General features: G+C 54.3%; 17 protein-coding genes. 5 read left to right on the forward strand and 12 right to left on the reverse strand.

Going from position 1 to position 17,488, the window contains the following annotated elements; translation table 11 throughout:
• Positions 1 to 149: 149 nt before the first annotated feature.
• The 10 genes from ACY1JZ_RS21175 to ACY1JZ_RS21220 all read right to left on the reverse strand — a co-directional run bounded on the left by ACY1JZ_RS21175 (position 150) and on the right by ACY1JZ_RS21220 (position 10,930).
• Positions 150 to 1,622 (reverse strand): ABC transporter substrate-binding protein, encoded by a 1,473-nt coding sequence (locus ACY1JZ_RS21175; RefSeq protein ID WP_462630838.1) that lies wholly within the window; start codon positions 1,620 to 1,622, stop codon positions 150 to 152.
• A 198-nt stretch (positions 1,623 to 1,820) separates the two neighbouring features.
• Positions 1,821 to 3,272, reverse strand: coding sequence for an ABC transporter substrate-binding protein (locus ACY1JZ_RS21180; protein ID WP_462630839.1), 1,452 nt, complete (start codon positions 3,270 to 3,272; stop codon positions 1,821 to 1,823).
• 173 nt (positions 3,273 to 3,445) lie between these two features.
• Positions 3,446 to 3,997 (reverse strand): guanylate kinase, encoded by a 552-nt coding sequence (locus ACY1JZ_RS21185; protein ID WP_270171426.1) that lies wholly within the window; start codon positions 3,995 to 3,997, stop codon positions 3,446 to 3,448.
• Between the two features lie 79 nt (positions 3,998 to 4,076).
• The gene (locus ACY1JZ_RS21190; RefSeq protein ID WP_270171424.1) at positions 4,077 to 4,682 is read right to left on the reverse strand and encodes a response regulator transcription factor; all 606 of its coding nucleotides are present in this window, start codon (positions 4,680 to 4,682) and stop codon (positions 4,077 to 4,079) included.
• Between the two features lie 11 nt (positions 4,683 to 4,693).
• The gene (locus ACY1JZ_RS21195) at positions 4,694 to 5,833 is read right to left on the reverse strand and encodes a sensor histidine kinase (RefSeq protein ID WP_462630840.1); all 1,140 of its coding nucleotides are present in this window, start codon (positions 5,831 to 5,833) and stop codon (positions 4,694 to 4,696) included.
• Between the two features lie 112 nt (positions 5,834 to 5,945).
• Positions 5,946 to 6,971 carry a Delta(5) desaturase DesA gene (desA, locus tag ACY1JZ_RS21200; protein WP_270171420.1) on the reverse strand — a complete coding sequence of 342 codons (1,026 nt, stop codon included), beginning with the start codon at positions 6,969 to 6,971 and terminating at the stop codon, positions 5,946 to 5,948.
• Positions 6,972 to 7,113: 142 nt separating this feature from the next.
• A complete protein-coding gene (locus ACY1JZ_RS21205; RefSeq protein WP_270171419.1) occupies positions 7,114 to 7,845 on the reverse strand; it encodes a ZIP family metal transporter in 732 nt (243 codons plus the stop codon).
• Between the two features lie 139 nt (positions 7,846 to 7,984).
• Positions 7,985 to 9,913, reverse strand: coding sequence for a glycosyl hydrolase family 18 protein (locus tag ACY1JZ_RS21210; protein WP_462630841.1), 1,929 nt, complete (start codon positions 9,911 to 9,913; stop codon positions 7,985 to 7,987).
• A 292-nt stretch (positions 9,914 to 10,205) separates the two neighbouring features.
• Positions 10,206 to 10,493: a DUF2653 family protein gene (locus tag ACY1JZ_RS21215; protein WP_333485663.1), complete on the reverse strand. Its 288-nt coding sequence runs from the start codon at positions 10,491 to 10,493 to the stop codon at positions 10,206 to 10,208.
• Between the two features lie 2 nt (positions 10,494 to 10,495).
• Positions 10,496 to 10,930, reverse strand: coding sequence for a hypothetical protein (locus tag ACY1JZ_RS21220; RefSeq protein ID WP_270171417.1), 435 nt, complete (start codon positions 10,928 to 10,930; stop codon positions 10,496 to 10,498).
• A 234-nt stretch (positions 10,931 to 11,164) separates the two neighbouring features.
• Here ACY1JZ_RS21220 and ACY1JZ_RS21225 point away from each other — a divergent pair, with 234 nt between their 5' ends.
• Positions 11,165 to 11,707 carry a DUF309 domain-containing protein gene (locus ACY1JZ_RS21225; RefSeq protein ID WP_462630842.1) on the forward strand — a complete coding sequence of 181 codons (543 nt, stop codon included), beginning with the start codon at positions 11,165 to 11,167 and terminating at the stop codon, positions 11,705 to 11,707.
• Between the two features lie 159 nt (positions 11,708 to 11,866).
• Here the strand turns inward: ACY1JZ_RS21225 and ACY1JZ_RS21230 are convergent, their stop codons facing one another.
• Both ACY1JZ_RS21230 and ACY1JZ_RS21235 read right to left on the reverse strand, forming a co-directional pair.
• A complete protein-coding gene (locus tag ACY1JZ_RS21230; protein ID WP_462630843.1) occupies positions 11,867 to 12,454 on the reverse strand; it encodes a beta-class carbonic anhydrase in 588 nt (195 codons plus the stop codon).
• Between the two features lie 37 nt (positions 12,455 to 12,491).
• The gene (locus ACY1JZ_RS21235) at positions 12,492 to 12,830 is read right to left on the reverse strand and encodes an iron-sulfur cluster biosynthesis family protein (RefSeq protein WP_462630844.1); all 339 of its coding nucleotides are present in this window, start codon (positions 12,828 to 12,830) and stop codon (positions 12,492 to 12,494) included.
• A gap of 109 nt (positions 12,831 to 12,939) precedes the next feature.
• Here ACY1JZ_RS21235 and ACY1JZ_RS21240 point away from each other — a divergent pair, with 109 nt between their 5' ends.
• The 4 genes from ACY1JZ_RS21240 to ACY1JZ_RS21255 all read left to right on the forward strand — a co-directional run bounded on the left by ACY1JZ_RS21240 (position 12,940) and on the right by ACY1JZ_RS21255 (position 17,445).
• A complete protein-coding gene (locus ACY1JZ_RS21240; protein WP_462630845.1) occupies positions 12,940 to 14,460 on the forward strand; it encodes a carboxypeptidase M32 in 1,521 nt (506 codons plus the stop codon).
• A 381-nt stretch (positions 14,461 to 14,841) separates the two neighbouring features.
• The gene (locus ACY1JZ_RS21245) at positions 14,842 to 15,843 is read left to right on the forward strand and encodes an ABC transporter substrate-binding protein (RefSeq protein WP_462630846.1); all 1,002 of its coding nucleotides are present in this window, start codon (positions 14,842 to 14,844) and stop codon (positions 15,841 to 15,843) included.
• A gap of 13 nt (positions 15,844 to 15,856) precedes the next feature.
• Positions 15,857 to 16,639 carry an ABC transporter ATP-binding protein gene (locus ACY1JZ_RS21250; RefSeq protein WP_462630847.1) on the forward strand — a complete coding sequence of 261 codons (783 nt, stop codon included), beginning with the start codon at positions 15,857 to 15,859 and terminating at the stop codon, positions 16,637 to 16,639.
• Positions 16,640 to 16,644: 5 nt separating this feature from the next.
• Positions 16,645 to 17,445, forward strand: coding sequence for an ABC transporter permease (locus ACY1JZ_RS21255; RefSeq protein WP_442954914.1), 801 nt, complete (start codon positions 16,645 to 16,647; stop codon positions 17,443 to 17,445).
• Positions 17,446 to 17,488: the final 43 nt, after the last annotated feature.

Below are 17,488 nucleotides of genomic sequence, written 5' to 3' on the forward strand. Positions count from 1 at the left end.
TCCGGGGAAGGGGGGATGTCTGCCAAGACGGCTGCCACTCGCTGGGTGCCAACTAGATCGAGTTGGTGAACGAAAAAATAAGCCCGGCGACCTGGGGGATACCAGGTCACCGGGCTATCGATTTAACTTAACGAGGGTACAATAGGAAGTTAAGACGTGACCGCCGGGGCAGCTTCTGCTTCACTCTGATCAGCCTCATCTGTGCTTCCCGGCTGGTCCTCGCTTGGAGTCCCATCCTCACTCTTCTTCTCATCTTCTTCTTGCTTGGCTTTCATCAGCAATTGCTGACCTTCCTGCTGCAGCTCCTTGAGCGTCGTCTCTAGCGACGCATTGTCCTTGACTACAGGCTCCAGCTTGCTATCGGCTAAGGCTCTAAACTCATCATAGAAGCCGGAAGGCAGCTTGGAGTAGTAGAGTCTGCTTGGCGCCAGTTTTGGCTTCAGCGCATAGAAGGCATCCAGATTGCGGCCCTTGTCATCCTTGAAGTAGCCGCTGCGAATGCTGATCGAGCCGCCATTATACGTCTTGGATTTTACACGGGCATACTCATCACTATGAATGTACTTAATAAAGTTCCATGCTTCCTGCGAGTTAGTGGAGTTCGCGTTGATGGCAAAGATTTGTTCAACGGAAGTTGTTGTCGTATAATCCGGGTTAGCCGGGTCAACCGGTACGGTCACCAGATCCCAGTCGAAGCTGACCTTGTCCTTCAACTGCTCTGCAGCCTGCTGCAGTTGATCCATCATATATACGTTCTCAATCATCATCGCAGCTCGTCCTGCGGTGAACGGGTCTGACATGAGATATTCCTCGTAGGAGTTCCAGGAACGCATCATGTTCTCATCCTGGACATAGATCGTTCCGGAGCGGATCGTTTCCAGTGCCGTAGAGAAAGCGTTCTGCCAGGCCGGGGTATCCAGTGTCACCTGCATCGATTCTGAGTTAAACATGCTTAGTCCAAGGGTATCCCCGATCGATGTCGCCATGCCATACAAATTGGAACGGTAGCCGCCTTTCAGTCCATATATCCGCTCCTCAGGTGTCCCATCTGTCGGGAAACGGCGTGCCAGCGCCATGACATCATCCCAGCTCATACGGTCAGTAGGCAGCTCTACACCGTATTTCTCAAACAGATTCTTATTGTAGAACAGCGCCTGACTGAAGAAGCTGGGGCTGAGGCCATACAGTGTTCCGCCGCCCTTTTCCTTCAGATATTCAAGAATACCCGGTACGAAGTTCTCTGTATTGTATTTGTCCTGTTCAATGAAGGGCGTCAGATCAAGCAGTTGGCCCTTCTGGCTGAATTTGTCATACTCCTCAGAGGAGAAGAATAGCACATCGGGCTGCTGCTCATCGATAATTTTCTGAAAGGCTGCCTCCGCCTCTTCGCCACCAGTATTATTGCGCCAGTAATCCTGCATGTCGACTACCTCGAGATCCACATTTTGATGTAATGCAGAATAGAGCATCCCGTATTCGCTGTGGAACGACTTTTCATCATAGTAGAGCACCTTCAGCATCGATCTTTCCTCTGTTGCGGCGCTGTTGCCTCCACTACACCCGGCGATGAGCGACATACTGACGGTAAGCAGCAAGGCGGGTTTTACTAAACCTTTTTTCACGTTTCAAAGCACCCCTATCCGTTTCCAAATCTATGTATGTTCTCTATTAGTATACCATTTTTCTGGATGAATCTCTCTTTAAATATCCTTAAGAATTAATAAAGATTTGAATAGAAATGATCGTGGAAAGCAATGAAGCCCGGCGGCTCTTGAAGTGTACCAAGGTCGCCAGGCTAATTGGCTAGCTGAACGAAAGGGCTAAGGCGCGATTTCAGTGACCGCTTCATCTATGCCCTCCGGTTGATCTTTGCTTGCTTTCCCATCCTCGTTCTTCTTCTCCTCCTCTTGTTGCTTGGCCTTCATCAGCAATTGCTGACCTTCCTGCTGCAGCTCCTTCAGCACGGTCTCCAGCGACGCATTATTCTTGACCACAGGCTCCAGCTTGCTCCCGGCTAAGCTCATAAAATCCCCGTAGAAGTCGGAGGGCAACTGGTGGTAGTAGAGCCGGCTTGGAGCCTGTCTAGGCTTCAAGGCATAGAGCGTCTCCAGGCTGCGACCCTCGTCGTCCTTGAAGTAGCCGCTGCGGGTACTGATTGAGCCGCCGTTATACGTTTTGGATTTTACGCGCGCATACTCATCGCTATGAACATACTTCATAAAGTTCCATGCTTCCTTCGAGTTGGTGGAGCTTGCGTTGATGGCAAAGATCTGATCAATAAAAGTTGCGGTTGTATAGTCTGGGTTAGACGGGTCAACGGGCAGTGTCACCAGATCCCAGTTAAGGTTCAGCTTGTCCTTCAACTGCTCTGAGGCTTGCTTCAGTTGTTCAATCATATAGACGTCTTCAATCATCATCGCAGTTCGTCCTGAAATGAACGGGTCTGACATCAAATATTCCTCGTAGGAGTCCCAGGAACGCATGATGTTCTCATCCTCGACATAGAACGTTCCAGAGCGGATCGCATCCAGCGCCGTAGAGAAGGCGTTCCGCCAAGCAGGGGTATCCAGTGTAACCTGCATCGAGTCCGCATTAAACATGCTTAATCCAAGGGTGTCCCCAATCGATGTTGCGAAATCCAACAAGCTTGTATGATAGCTATTCTTCAATCCATATATCCGCTCATCTGGCTTCCCCTCTGTCGGGAAACGGCTCGCCCGTGTGAGTACATCATCCCAACTCATACGATCAGTCGGCAGCTCTACACTGTATTTCTCAAACAGATCCTTATTATAGAACAGTGCCTGAGTGTAAAAGCTGGGGCTAAGTCCATACAGTGTTCCGCCGCCCTGCTCCTGCAGAAAATCAAGAATACCCGGTACGAAGCTGTCTGTATTATATTTGTCCTGCTCGATGAAGGGCTTCAGATCAAGCAGTTTGCCTTGCTGGCTGAATTTGGAATATTCGTCTGCCGAGAGGAACAGTACATCGGGCTGCTCTTCATCGATGATTTTTTGTAATATGACCTCTGGGTCTTCGCCATCATCATGATTACCCCAGCGATCCTGCATCGTAACAACTTCGATGTCCACATTCGAATTCAATGCGGAATAGAGCATCCCATAGTCACTGTGGAACGATTTTTCATCATAGAAGAGCACCTTCAGCATGGATTTCTCCTCTGGCTTGGCGCTGTTGCCTCCGCTGCACCCGGCGATGAGCGACATACTGACGGTGAGCAGTAGGGCAGGTTTTCCCAAATACTTCTTCACGCTTCAAAACACTCCTGTCTTTTTCCAAATCTATGTATTTTCTTTATTACTATACCATCTCCGTGATGAATCTCTCTTTAAATATCCTTAAGATTTAATAAAGTTTTGGACAGGAATCAGACAAAAAAAGCCTGTTCCTCTAAGGCACTATATGCCAGGGAACAGGCTTGCAGTTACAGATGAGATAATATCGCTTCGCGTATCTTTTCCAGGGTGCGGTTCAGATTGACATTTTCAATCACATGCTCGCATTGCTTGCGGTAGCCAACCTCTTCAGGGTAGAGACGGGCATATTGTTCAATGACCTCGTGCGGGCGTCCTTTGGACTCCAGTCGTTCCAGCATCGTCTGCTTGCTGACATACAGAAAGATGCGTACAACCTGCTCCTTATATAGCTGCTTGAATACCGAGGCGCCTTCACTGTTCAGAATGAGGTAGACATGCTTGCCGGAGCGAAGCTGACGATTCAGCTCCTGCAGGCGGACGCCGTAGCGGACATTATCAATCCATACCGTCTCGACGAACTGCTGCTCCTCCGCCATCTTCTCAAAGTTGACAGGGGAGACGAAATGATAGTCCTTGTCGGGATATTCCTTCTCCCGCGGCAGGCGAGTCGTAGTGGAGAGCACGTGCTCCATCCCCAGTTCCTTGCCGATGCGGTGGGCGGTAGTTTTGCGGCCTGCGCCATTGGTACCGGTAAATACGAAAATTAGTGGTCGGGTCATATCTCGCACGCTCCCTTCGGTCAGGACTTGTCGTACACATTCGACAGAATATGACGCAATTCCTTCTGCAAGGCACGGATTATTTGAACCAGCCCTTTTCCTTGGAGCGGGTGATGGCCTCGATCCGGTTGCTGACATCCATCTTGTCCATAATCACCGAGATGTAGTTGCGCACCGTTCCAGTCGTAATGTAGAGCATACTGGCGATCTCCTTGGTGTTCTTGCCATCTGCAATGAGCGAGAGTACCTCGCGCTCACGGTCGGTAAGCGGATTGCCTTCACCGTAGGCCTCATCCATCAGCTCGGGCGCATAGATACGGCGGCCAGCCATAATACTGCGAATGGAATCGGCCAGCTCCTCGCTCGGACTGTCCTTGAGCAGATAGCCGCTGACGCCGGCTTTGAGCGCACGCTCAAAGTAGCCGGATCTGGCAAAGGTGGTCAGGATGATGATCTTGCAGCCGCAGCCTGAGCTTCGCAGCTCCTCGGCGGCCTCCAGGCCGCTCTTGGCTGGCATCTCAATATCCATTATGCATATATCTGGCTGAAGCGTATGGACAAGAGAGACCGCCTCCTCGCCATTAGCAGCGCGACCGACCACGGTCATATCCTCCTCCAGCTCCAGCAGGGAGGCCAGCGCTCCAAGCAGCATACGCTGATCCTCAGCAATGATGATCCGTATCATGATTCATCCTCCTAGGCAGTGTCATTGTCTAGCGGCGGCCGTGAAGCTGTGTTGGGAACCTTGAGTGTCAGCCGCGTGCCGCTATCTGATGCAAGTTCCAGCGAGCCATTGACAAATTCCAGCCGTTCCTTCATGCCTCTCAGCCCGTTTCCTTTGAATCGACTGAGCTCATCGGCAATACCGATTCCGTCATCCTGCACCACAACCGTCAGCTCGGTTCTCCCAGGAATGATGGACAGGGTACAAGCGGTGGCGGTGCTATGCTTGACAATATTGGTGACGGCCTCCTTCAAGCACATGCTAAGGACATTCTCGGCCAGCAGGGAGGTATCCGACAGGTAAGGGCTGCCATGCACCGTCAATGTGATGCCGGCTGCCTGCAGCATCTGTTGTACGTGCTGCAGCTCGTCATCCAGGCGCGCGCCGCGCATCTTGGTCACGAGCTCCCGCACCTCCTTGAGCGCCGTTCTCGCCGTCTGATGGACATCCTGCATTTCTAGCTTGGCCTGTGCAGGCTGCTTGGTGACCAGCTTGCTGGCCAGATCGCTCTTCAGTCCGATCAGTGACAGCTTCTGTCCTAGCGTATCATGGAGATCGCGCGCGATGCGCTGACGCTCCTCCAGCTTCACCAGCTCGGATATTTTCTTGTTCGCATGCTCCAGTTGCCCCTCAAGCTGATCCTGCTTGTTGCGATTGTACGTATTGAATGGCAGCAGTATGATGACAATCAGACAGATCAGGATAAAGGGGAATTGAGTGAAGAGCAGATGATTTTTTGAGAAAAAGCCATAGTTGATGGTAGCGAAGGTGGTTACCAAATGTATGGAATACAAGGTGATAAAGCCGGCGCGGTTCTGCAGGTTACCGATAAAAAAAGCCGCAAAGATCGAGAAATATACGTAGCTGAATAACAGAGTCATCGTAATCGATATAATCAATTGCAGGCTGGTCCACAGGTAGACCTTCCAGCCGCGTGAGACGAAGGCGAGCACATAACAGGTGAAGAACAATAAGATCATGACAATGCCGGATACAACGGCATAAGGGGACGAGGAACGGAAAATAAAGTAGAAGGGCAATATACAAAACACAACCCATACATAAGCGCTCAATCCGGTGCTTTTATGAAAAATTTGATGCCACTTGTGCATGGCGGCCCTTCCTTTCCCCATGAAATGCTAGCATGTTACAGTGTATCATAAAAAGCAAGCTGCGGCACCGTCCTCAGAAGAAGTCGATACCGCAGTCGCGTAGTTTATATAGTCAGGAAGCCAGCTTGCCAGGGCGGCTGCTAAGCTGCATCGTGCGTGCCTCCCTGAAGGTAACAAACCGATGCCCGGCTTCGTCCCACAGCTTGAAGCGCAGTGACTTCAGACTGGTAAGCAGAGTAATCGTCGTGGCTTGCTGCAGTGGCACAGATGAGTCATGAGCGGCCTGCAGGTTGTAGTTAGGCACCTTGGGACTCAGATGGTGGACATGATGGAAGCCGATATTGCCGCTCAGCCATTGCAGCAAGGCAGGCAATTTATAATAGGAGCTGCCCTCTACAGCCGCTTTCACATAGCTCCACTCATCCTCATGGTCATAATACGAGTCCTCGAACTGATGCTGTACATAGAACAGCCAGATGCCCAGAAGCCCGGACACATAGATCACAGGCCCTTGCACAAGCAGGAACGCTTGCCAGCCAATCGCCCATATCAGCAGTCCATACAGTACGGCGATGGCCACATTGGTAATATACGTGTTGATGCGCTCCCGTCGTTTGGCGCCCCGACGGTTAAATCGGTACTCGATTAGAAACAGGCTGATCGGCCCTAGACCGAACATAATGATCGGATTGCGATAGAGTCGGTATGCAAGACGACGCCAGAAGGAAGCAGCAGCATATTCCTCTACGGTCAACACCCAAATATCGCCAATTCCGCGTTTGTCCAGGTTGCCGCTCGTTGCATGATGAACCGAATGGCTGTATTTCCATTGATGATAGGGGCATAGCGTCAGCACGCCTGCAATCGTGCCCACAACCTCATTGGCGAGCTTGCTCTTGAAGAAGGATTGGTGGCAACAATCATGAAAAATGATGAACAAGCGGATGACAAATCCGGCTGCAGGGATCGCAAACAGCAGGGTGAGCGCATACGAGACCGACAAACTGAAATAGGCGGCCGCCCAGAGCAGTACGAGCGGCAACAATGTATTGCACAATTGCCGGACACTTGCCCTGAGGTCGGTCGCCTCGAAGGGGGACATCTGTTTTCTAAGTTCCTTTTGCTTGGCAAGACTCATAGCTGGCAACTCCTCCTGGGTGGATAGACAAATTCATTATGTTATCCATTGTAACCGCATCAGGAGGGAGGGGGTAGTCATAAGTATCAGTGGCCATATATGACAAATGTCATGGTTCCAAGGAGGGGGGGCGCCCTGCCACTCAACCCAGCCATGACGTCAGGCCGATCATCGTCAACGTTCCGACGATAAAGGCGATGGTAGCCGGAATCTCGTTGCCATCCCCGTGACTCTCCGGGATCAGCTCCTTATAGACGACATACAGCATGGCTCCGCCTGCAAAGGCAAGTCCATAAGGAATGAGAAATTCGAGCCGCGTCGCGAACACATAACCGACTCCGCTGGCTATCCACTCTGTCGAGGAGATGAGCAAGGAGTATAGGAGCGCCTTGCGTCTTGAGGTGCCTTGGGTGATGAGGAAGAGCGCGACAAGAAATCCTTCGGGGATATTTTGCAGCCCGATGGCGACGGTAACCAGCGTCCCGAGGTTAGTGTCCCCTGTGGCGAGGCTCACGCCTGTGGATAACCCTTCCGGCAGGTTATGCAGCACCATAGCCATGAGCAGCAGGGAGTAGGGGCGGTTGACCGTTGTCTTGTCAGTGCCATGCCCAGGATCAGAATGAGGAACATATAGCTCCAGAAAGGTGAGCAGCAATGTGCCAAGCAGTATTCCTGCTGTCAACACGTAGAAATTCGACAGGCGAAGAGCAGACGGAATTAGCCCATATGTAGAGGCGGCAACCATGATGCCGGCGGCGTAGGCCAGCAAAATATCTTTGCCCCGGTGAGATACATGTCGCAAAAGCAGGGCCGGAAGCGCCCCAAGGACAGTGCAGATGGAAGCGGCGGCAGACAATTGAATATAATAGTACATCCCTAACCCTCCGGTCATTGGATTGAATATCCCATTATATTGTACAAGTCTGTATTTCATGCCGGGAACATACAAAGACCCCTCCTCGCGGCACGCTGTCCGCAGCAAGGAGGGGGGGACTGCGGGGAGAAGCAGCCCATTATTTGAGAGGAAGCATCTGCGTCCATAGCTCCTGTGGTTCATAGCCAAGCCGCCAGATCGCAATCCCGGCAAGGCCATAGTCCCGGGCCAGCTTCATCCTGGCCTTCACAGTGTCCGCCGTCTCCGCCCACAGAACATATTGATAGCCTTCTTTGGTGTAGCTGTATTTGGTCTGGCCATAGTCGGGGTCGTACTGGCTGGCGGCGCCTGTTGAGCGAATGAGGGCTGGCAGCTCCTTCATGGTGACCGCACGGCTGGATAGCAGCTTTCCCTGACGGTCCAGCTTCCACTCCCGGACGTAGAAGGGAATGCCCAGCAGCAGCTTGTGGCGAGGCAAGCCATAGGAGAGGAATTCCTGAATCCCCTCCTCGGTCCACTGCAGACCGGATACCGAGCCTGGCGTGTCGCTGCCCGCCCAGTACTGATCGTAGGCCATCATCATGACATAATCGACCGCTGCGCCAAGCTTCTCCAGATCGTAGGCAGTCCGATGATTCCATGTCTTGCTGCCGCGCGGCAAATCAATCGAGACGAGCAGGCTCTTGGCCTTCGCCTTCGCGGACAGAGTGGCTACGAAGGCGGAGTAAGCCTCACGGTCAGTGCCAGACATCATCTCAAAGTCGATATTTACTCCCGAGACACCCAGCGCGGCAAGCCTGTTCACCAGCGAGTCGATAAAACGCGCCTGCGCGCCTGCATCCTGCAAAAAAGCGCTCGTAAGCTTCGCATCGAACTGATTATGGACGAGCGGCATCACCTGCAGTCCCTGCGCCTTCAACTGCTGGACCAGACGGGCGTCCGAGCTGTCCTTCAGCGAGCCATCCGCTGCTGCCAGCTCAAACCAGCTTGGCGAGGAAATATCCAGGCCCTGTGTTCTGGCGAGCTGATCTGTGATGGTGGTGGCAGCGGAGGAGCCATGCCAGCCTGCAATCAGCAGTTGATATTCATTGCTCCAGAGCCTCCTCCCATCAGCGTTGATGACGACTGCGCTTGAGAGGGCTGCAGCCTGCTTGAGCGCAGAAGCCTTGGAGTGGTAGTAGCCGACGGAGCGCCCATCCTGCTTGACCTGCAGATAGGGGACATTGGTCCAGTAGGCTCGTCCATCCTTGACTACCTGCGCATAGGCGAAGTCTTGGGCATAGACTACCGCGTTAGCCAGGCTGAAGAAGGAGCGCAGCTCACGTCCGCTCTGAAGCACGCGGTAGGGTGCGGAGGAGGAATGCACGATGCGTCCGCTCTTCGTATGACGCACAATACTGTCTTTTCGCGCGTTGGAAGCAGCGATGGCATCATACAAGAAGCTGAATACTTCGCCAGTCGGCTGGCCTTGCAGCCACAGCTCATAGGCAGGTGCACCCGCTTGCTGCTTCTCCTTGTCGGCTGCGCTCAGATTGTCCCAAACCCAACGGTTAGCGGCTTTGTCCATGATGTGCGCATTCGTCCACTTGGCGGCTTCCTTCTTCGCTTCGCTGAGGGTAGCAAAGCCCCATTCGGGATAGGTTTTGTCTCCCTGGTAGAGTTGATACGACGTATAATAGCTGTATACCCAGCCGGGCTGCTCCACATCCCGGATATGTACTTCCTTCATCGTGCGGGCTTGCGCCAGTGCTTCAGCATAGGTGCGATATGCCCATGTGGGCTTGCTTATCCCTTCCTGATAGACCACATAGCGCGGGTAATTGTCCCATAGCCATTCCCGGCTGCCCACTCGTTCGACATGGCTATACTCATAATAGACAGCGTAGGCGATTGCCTGGCTTCTGGTCGGGAATTCTTGCAATGGCTTATCATTCTGGTACACCCGGAATCCAGCCTGTTGCCCTGCGGCTTCGGCTTCGAGTCCTCCTAGATTCACCAGGCACTGCAGAGCCAGCGCCACTGATAATAGCAGCAGCGCGCGCGAGGATAATGCTCGTGTTGCCTTCATAGTCTGCCTCTCACTCTCCTTCCTTGCGCAGCAGGGATGAAGCTGCACAAGGTTAGACGCAGCCAGAGGTGATAGGTTGCCTGGAAAATAAAACCGGCCAAGCGTCTGGGACGCTTGGCCGGCTCCATTGGGGCCTGTCTTCAACCTCGTTCAAGGCATCGTTCACCGTCTTCTCGCCCCGAGCTGCGTTGCTTGCTCGCAGGCGCACTCCCGGTACGCCTATGAGCAAGCGTCTTGCCTGGAACGAAGAGCTGGGAAAATATTCCCCTGTCGGAGTTGGAAGACACACCCCTTAATCGTCAGCAATCTCTGCGAAAAATTCCTCGTCATCAGCATCGAGCCGAATCTGCGAACGGAACACGCGAATATTGTATTGCTTGAGCATATACTGTTCAACCGCTTCGAGAATGTTGGACTCTACCAGATACTGACTGCGATTATTGACCCATACCTCAGCAGTGAAGCCGTGCTCATCATTAATGGACAGCTCGACCTCAACAGCGGAGAGCGGCACGTCCTTGCGTTCCGCCATATGGATGATGATGGCATTAATCAGCTCGTCCGTAAAGATGCGCATCATAATTAATACGGTCTCCGATTGTCATCGACGCGTTTGCGGTTATTGCGGAAGTAGGTGAAGATCGCGCGAATCGCTACGAACAGCAGGAAGATGGCGAGCAGATTGATCATCAGGCCCAGGATGTCGCCCATAAAGCCCATACCGCCGAACATGCTGCCAAACAGCATGCCAGCCAGACCGCCAATCATGAGCCCCTTCATCAAGCCGCCGCCGCTAAAAAATCCGCGGTTCGCTGTGGAGCCTGCAGTGGTGGAAGCAGGGGACTTGGCTGCTGTGGACGAGTCGCTCCGCTGCACATTCTGTGCAGGCTTGCTTGGCGTCTGTGTGAAGCCGGAGCGTCCCGACTTGCCGCCTCCACGCTTGGCATCTGCACTGTCCGGTACGCCAAAGGCCAGCAGCAGTGTGAACGCCATCATAAGCAGCATCAACTTCTTCATTTCTATTGTTCCTCCTAAAAAAAAATTATGATGGCAGCGCATCCGTCTACTGCGGGTGCAGCATGGCTCGGCTGCGTTGCCTTAACCTTACATTACGGCTAAGATAGAAGCAGGTTTCATTTTTTTGAAAAATAATAAGAACTTATATATGTGATTCAACTAATACAGGTTTTCTATTCCGGCGCACACGAAGTGCTGCTCTATAAGGATGACGGGGACGAAGAGGGATGCGACATGAACGATTATGCTGATGCCTATATTAACTATCTGGTAGAGTTTCATACAACAAGGGATTACTTTGAATGTCATGAGCTGCTGGAGGAGCATTGGAAGAAGCAGGGGAGAGATGACCCTCATGCGGCAGCATGGGTCGGATTGATCCAACTGGCGGTGGCGCAATATCACCATCGGCGAGGCAACGCTGCTGGCGCCCGCAAGCTGCTCCTGCAGGCGATCCCGCGGCTCCGCCCGGAAGGGACGAATCCGCTTGGGTTGCATGGGGAGAAGCTGGAGCGCATCGTGAGGGCTGTACTTGCAAGGCTGGAGGCGGAGGGCGACCATGCGCCGTATGCGGATATGGAGCTGCCTATTGCCAGCCCTGAGCTGGAGCGCCTGTGCAGACAACGCGCCGCTGAGCTAGGTCTGAAATGGGGGCGACCCAGCCCGATGGACGACAGGCAGCTCATTGAGCGGCATAAGCTGCGCGATCGCAGTGATGTCATCCTGGCGCGGGCGGAGGCGGCAGCAAGACGCGGGGCCAAGAGGGTCTCGGACTAGGGCGTGTCTTCCAACCCGCTCAAGGGCATCGTTCACCGCCTTTTGGCCCCTTGCTGCGTTACGTTCTCTTGACGTACCCTGGTACGCCTGCGAGAACGTGCCTTGCCCGGAACGAAAATTCGGCGAAGTCTGCTCCCGTCGGAGGTTTGAAGACACACCCTAGAGCATGAGCGGCTTGTTCCCAAGCGCCGCATAGCCATCTGTCACCAGCTCCAGCTCTCCAGTCTCTGAATCAATAATGAGCCCGTGCACAGGAACGCCGGCAGGAAGCAGCGGATGGTTGCTAATGATGCGCACGCTGTTCTCGACGCTTTCCTTGAGGTTATTGAAGCCACGCAGCCAGCGCATCAGGTCGATGCCTGAGCTGCGGAGCGTATGCACCGTGTGCTCTGACACGCCGCGCTCCAGCATGCTGTCCACGATATGCTCGGGGTTGATGCCGGTCATGCCGCAATCCCGATGGCCGATGATCAGCACCTCGTCAGCCTGCAGCTCATAGATGGCAATCAGCACGCTGCGCGCGATGTTGCCAAATGGTTGAGTGACGATGCCGCCGGCATTTTTTATCATCTTGGCATCGCCATTGCGCAGATTCAGCGCCTTGGGCAGCAGCTCGGTCAGCCGTGTGTCCATGCAGGTTACGATCACCATACGCTTGTCGGGATACCGGGTCGTGCGGTAGGGCTCGTAGCTGTGCTCGCAGACAAACTGCCGGTTGAAGGCGAATATTGAATCCAAATTGTTCATCGTTTTGGCTTCCTTTCGGTGAATAAAGTGACTCGTACTAAGGAAGCTCACAGCCGGCTGAGCGTGGAATAAGCCGCAGGTGATTCGTGTAGATCTGCTGGTCACTCTTCAAGGAGAATTGCTCTTTAACCGTGTCATAGTCGATCTTGAGCACCGGTTCGAAGAAAACCTCGTGGCGAGGCTCGAACAGGAACGGCAGCTCGCCCTCGCCCTCCCGATCATCCGGCCCTGGTTCGTTCACTAGCTGCAGCGCCGGGACGCCGCTGACGACACATCCGCAGCCCTCGGTATCATACAGAAGCTTGAGCTGTGCCGAGCCGTTCTCCAGCTTTGGGAGCAGCTTGTCCTTCGCCGTCTGGCTAAATATAATTTTCATGATCCTATAATCCCCTTACGCATGAGAATAAATTTGATTATACGTGCTGCAAAAAGTATGATCAAGTGGTAAGGAACAATTCTCCAATTTCCAAAACAAGAAAGGCGGGATGGCTGTGACTGCAGTAGATAAGAAGACACTGGACAGATTTCGCGAGCTAGACCAGACCATTAAAAGCTACCATGAAGCGCTGGGCGTCCTATACTGGGACCTTCGCACAGGTGCGCCGCGCAAGGGAGTCGCTACCCGGTCGGAAGCGATCGGCGTGCTATCGGCCGAGGCGTTCCGCCTGACCACCTCTGATGAGATGGGCGAGCTGCTGGAGCGACTGAGCGAGCAACAGGTGCTCGCTTCGCTGGATGAGGTGCAGGCCAAGCTTGTCCGAGAGAACAAGCTGCAATATGACAAGAGCAAAAAAATCCCGCCCAAGCTCAATCAGGAGTTCGTTATTTTGACCTCGCAGGCGGAGAGCTACTGGGAGGAGGCGAAGGAGAAGGATGATTACGCAGGCTTCCAGCCCTACCTGGATAAAATTATCGACCTGACCAATCAGATGATTGATCTGCGCGGCGCAGGGGCGAGCCGATATGATACACTGCTTGATGATTACGAGCCGGGATTGACGACGGCGCAATTAGACCAGGTGTTCGGCGAGCTCCGCAGCAAGCTGGTGCCGCTGGCCGCATCCATTGCCGCTTCCTCGCATCAGCCGGATACCTCATTCCTGAGGCAAACGTATAGCAAGGCGGCGCAGAAGGATTTCAGTCTCTACATATTAAGACAGATGGGCTATGACTTTGACGCGGGCAGGCTGGATGAGAGTGTGCATCCCTTCGCTACTGGCCTGAATCCCGGCGATGTGCGCATCACGACCCGTTATCTGGAGGAGGATGTGACGAGCGCCCTGTTCGGCACGATCCATGAGGGGGGGCATGCGCTGTATGAGCAAAACATTGGCAAGGAGCTGATCGGCACCTCACTGTCGGAGGGCACCTCCATGGGTATTCATGAGTCGCAGTCTCGCTTCTGGGAAAATATGATCGGTCGCAGCCGTCCATTCTGGGAACGGTACATGGGCGAGCTGCAGCAGCGATTCCCTGGGCAGCTTGATGTGCCGGTCGAGCAGTTCTATCGTGGAATCAACGTCGTGTCGCCCTCGCTCATTCGCATCGAGGCGGATGAGCTGACCTATAATCTTCATATTATCATTCGCTATGAGATCGAGAAGATGATCTTTAACGAAGGGGTTAAGGCAGCAGAGCTGCCCGAAATCTGGAACGCCAAATACAAGGAGTACCTGGGCATTGTACCGCCAAGCAATCGCGATGGCGTGCTCCAGGATGTTCACTGGTCAGGCGGAGCGTTCGGCTACTTCCCATCGTATGCGCTCGGCAATATGTATGCGGCTCAGTTCATGGACACGATGGAGCAGGAGCTGCCGCAGCTATGGAGTCTGGTCGGGTCGGGGGAATTGCTGCCGATCAAGGAATGGCTGACGGAGCGCATCTACAAATTTGGCAAGCTGCAGACGCCATCGGAGATTATCGAGCGCGTCACTGGGCAGCCGCTCGACCCTTCCTATCTGTTCCGGTATTTGGAGGGCAAGTACAAGGACATCTACAAGCTGTAAGTTTTTCTTGCAAAGGTTATCTCTTAAAGGTTGTCTCTTTATAGGTTGTCTCTCAGGTGCATCATCTGGGAGGCGACCTTTTTGCTTAGGACAGCGACAGCCGTTTACGCTTGGGAGATGACATTGGTTGCTCGTCCCATGTCCTGCTAACTAGGTCGCGTCTGAAAACCCGTTCAAGGGCATCTCTCCCCGCCTTTTCGCCCCATGCTGCGTTGCTTTTTCGCAGGCGCACCCCCGGTACGCCTGCGAAAATGCGCCTTGCCTGGAACGAAAATTCGGCCAGATCTGTTCCGTTCAGAGTTTTCAGACACGCCCTAGACACCAAGGGCTAACAGGCCGCATAGTCTAGCATTACGAATAGCTAGGATGGAGGGATGGGCGATGCGCCTAAACTATGCAGCCGCACTGCTGGGCATGCTGCTCGTTGCTGGTATTGCGCTTGGAGGGTGCGGCAAAAGCACAGACAATGAGGTGATGAGGCTGAAGGTGGGCGAAGTGACGCGGTCCATCTTTTATGCGCCGCAATATGTGGCCCTCAGCCAAGGATTTTTTACGGAGGAGAGGCTGGAGATCGAGCTGATGCCAACGTTCGGCGGGGATAAGACGATGACGGCGCTGCTGTCAGGCACTATTGACCTCGGTCTTGTCGGCTCAGAGACCTCGATCTATGTTGCACAGCAGGGCGCCAAGGACCCGGTCATCAACTTTGCCCAGTTGACACAGACAGACGGCACGTTCCTGGTGGCTCGCGAGGCAGGAGAGAGCTTCGATTGGGAGCATCTCAAGGGGAAGCCTTTTCTCGGGCAGCGCAAAGGAGGCATGCCGCAGATGGCGGGCGAATATGCACTGAGGAAGCATGGGATCGATCCGCAGCGTGATCTGGAGCTGATTCAGAACGTGGACTTCGCCAATATCCCTGCGGCCTTTGCGTCAGGAACGGGAGACTATGTGCAGCTATTCGAGCCGCAGGCGTCGATCTTCGAGAAGGAAGGCAGAGGACATGTCGTCGCATCGTTCGGTGCGGAGAGCGGCAATCTGCCGTACACCGTCTATATGGCAAAGCAGAGCTTCCTGCAGCAGAATAAGGAGGCAGTGCTGGCGTTCACACGCGCGATTCATAAGGCACAACTGTGGGTGGAGGAGCATCGCGCAGAGGAGATTGCCGAGGCCATCAAGCCCTACTTCGAGGATGCGGACATGGGGATCATCATTCGGGTGGTCGACCGCTACAAGAGCCAAGGCTCCTACGCCACAGACCCGATCATCGATGAGGCAGAATGGAACAATCTGCTCGATGTGATGACCTCTGCAGGGGAACTGAAGCAGCGGGTCGAGCACGGTCAATTGGTCGATAACTCCTTTGCGCTCGAAAGCATGCAGTAGGGAAGGCCGCGCTATGAAGCCGATGCTGGAATTGCGCAAAGTGTCCCATGTCTATGTGAATGAGCAGGAGGCATCGCTTGCCGTGGAGGCGATCGATCTGGCTGTCATGCCGGGCGAGTTCATCAGTCTGGTCGGGCCAAGCGGCTGCGGCAAGACGACCTTGCTAAGTCTGTTGGCCGGGCTCATGAGACCAACCGAAGGAGAGGTGCTGCTGCGCGGCCGGAGAATGACAGCGCCCACGATGAAGATCGGCTATATGCTCCAGCAGGACTACCTGTTCCCGTGGCGAACCATTGCAGACAATGCGCTGCTTGGGCTGGAGGTGGCGGGGCGGCGCAGTCTAGATCAGAGGCAGTCAATGGAGCAGCTTCTGGAGGAGATGGGGCTGACAGGCACGGCCGACCGTTATCCCCATGAGCTGTCCGGCGGCATGCGCCAGCGGGTGGCGCTGGTGCGCACGCTGATGGCATCGCCGGAGGTGCTGCTGCTCGATGAGCCGTTCTCTGCGCTCGATATGCACATCAAGCTGCAATTGGAGGACCTCGTGCAGCAGACGCTGCGCAAGCTGAAGAAGACGGCGGTGCTCGTCACGCATGATCTGGCAGAGGCCGCTGCGATGAGCGACCGTGTCGTCCTGCTCGGCAGCCGCCCTGGACGAGTGCGTCAGGTCTTTGACATACCAGAGGATATTCGCAAGCTGCTGCCAACGAAGGCCAGGCGGAGCGCGGGGTTTCAGGATATATTCGATGCCATCTGGGAGGAGCTGGAGGGGGAGCAGGAGGTGAAGGCCACATGAATCGGATGCTTCGTAGACTGCATGCGGATTATAAGCGCAGGCGTCGTCAGCTTACAGCAGCGGTGCTCGCGGTAAGGCTGCTGCTGCTGGCTGGACTGCTGCTGCTGTGGGAGCTGGCAGGGAGATGGGGCTGGATCGATGAGCTGCTGTTCAGCTATCCCTCCAAGCTGTGGGATCAGCTCTATACGACGATGGCGGACGGCTCGCTGCCGCCACATATCGCCATTACTGTGGCTGAGACGGTAACAGGCTTCATTCTAGGGACCGTGCTCGGGGCGGCGCTGGCAGCGCTGCTCTGGTGGTACCCGTTCCTGTCACGAGTGCTGGATCCGTACCTGGTTGTGCTTAACAGTATGCCGAAGGTGGCGCTGGGGCCTATCTTTATCGTGGCGCTGGGGCCTGGCTTTATCGCCATCGTCGCCACCACCTTGTCGGTGACGGTCATCATTACAACATTGGCGATCTATAACCGATTTCGGGAGATTGACGCCAACTATGTCAAGGTCGTCCGCCTGTTCGGCGGAAGCCGCAGCCAAGTGTTCCGACTGGTGATTTTGCCCGCTTCCTTCCCGGTCATCATCTCGACCCTCAAGGTTAATGTAGGTCTGGCCTGGGTGGGTGTCATCGTAGGTGAATTTTTGACGGCGAAGGCGGGTCTGGGCTATCTGATCATCTATGGCTTCCAGGTGTTTAACTTTACGCTCGTTCTGTCCAGTCTGATGGTGATTGCCGTAGTGGCAGCGGTGATGTATCAGTTGGTTGCGGCGCTGGAGGAACGGTTGACGCGGGGGTATGGGCAGCGGTAGGATAGAAGCACATGGAACGGTGCAGCAATGCAGCGTCCATCTT

The organism is Paenibacillus sp. J5 (assembly GCF_054955055.1).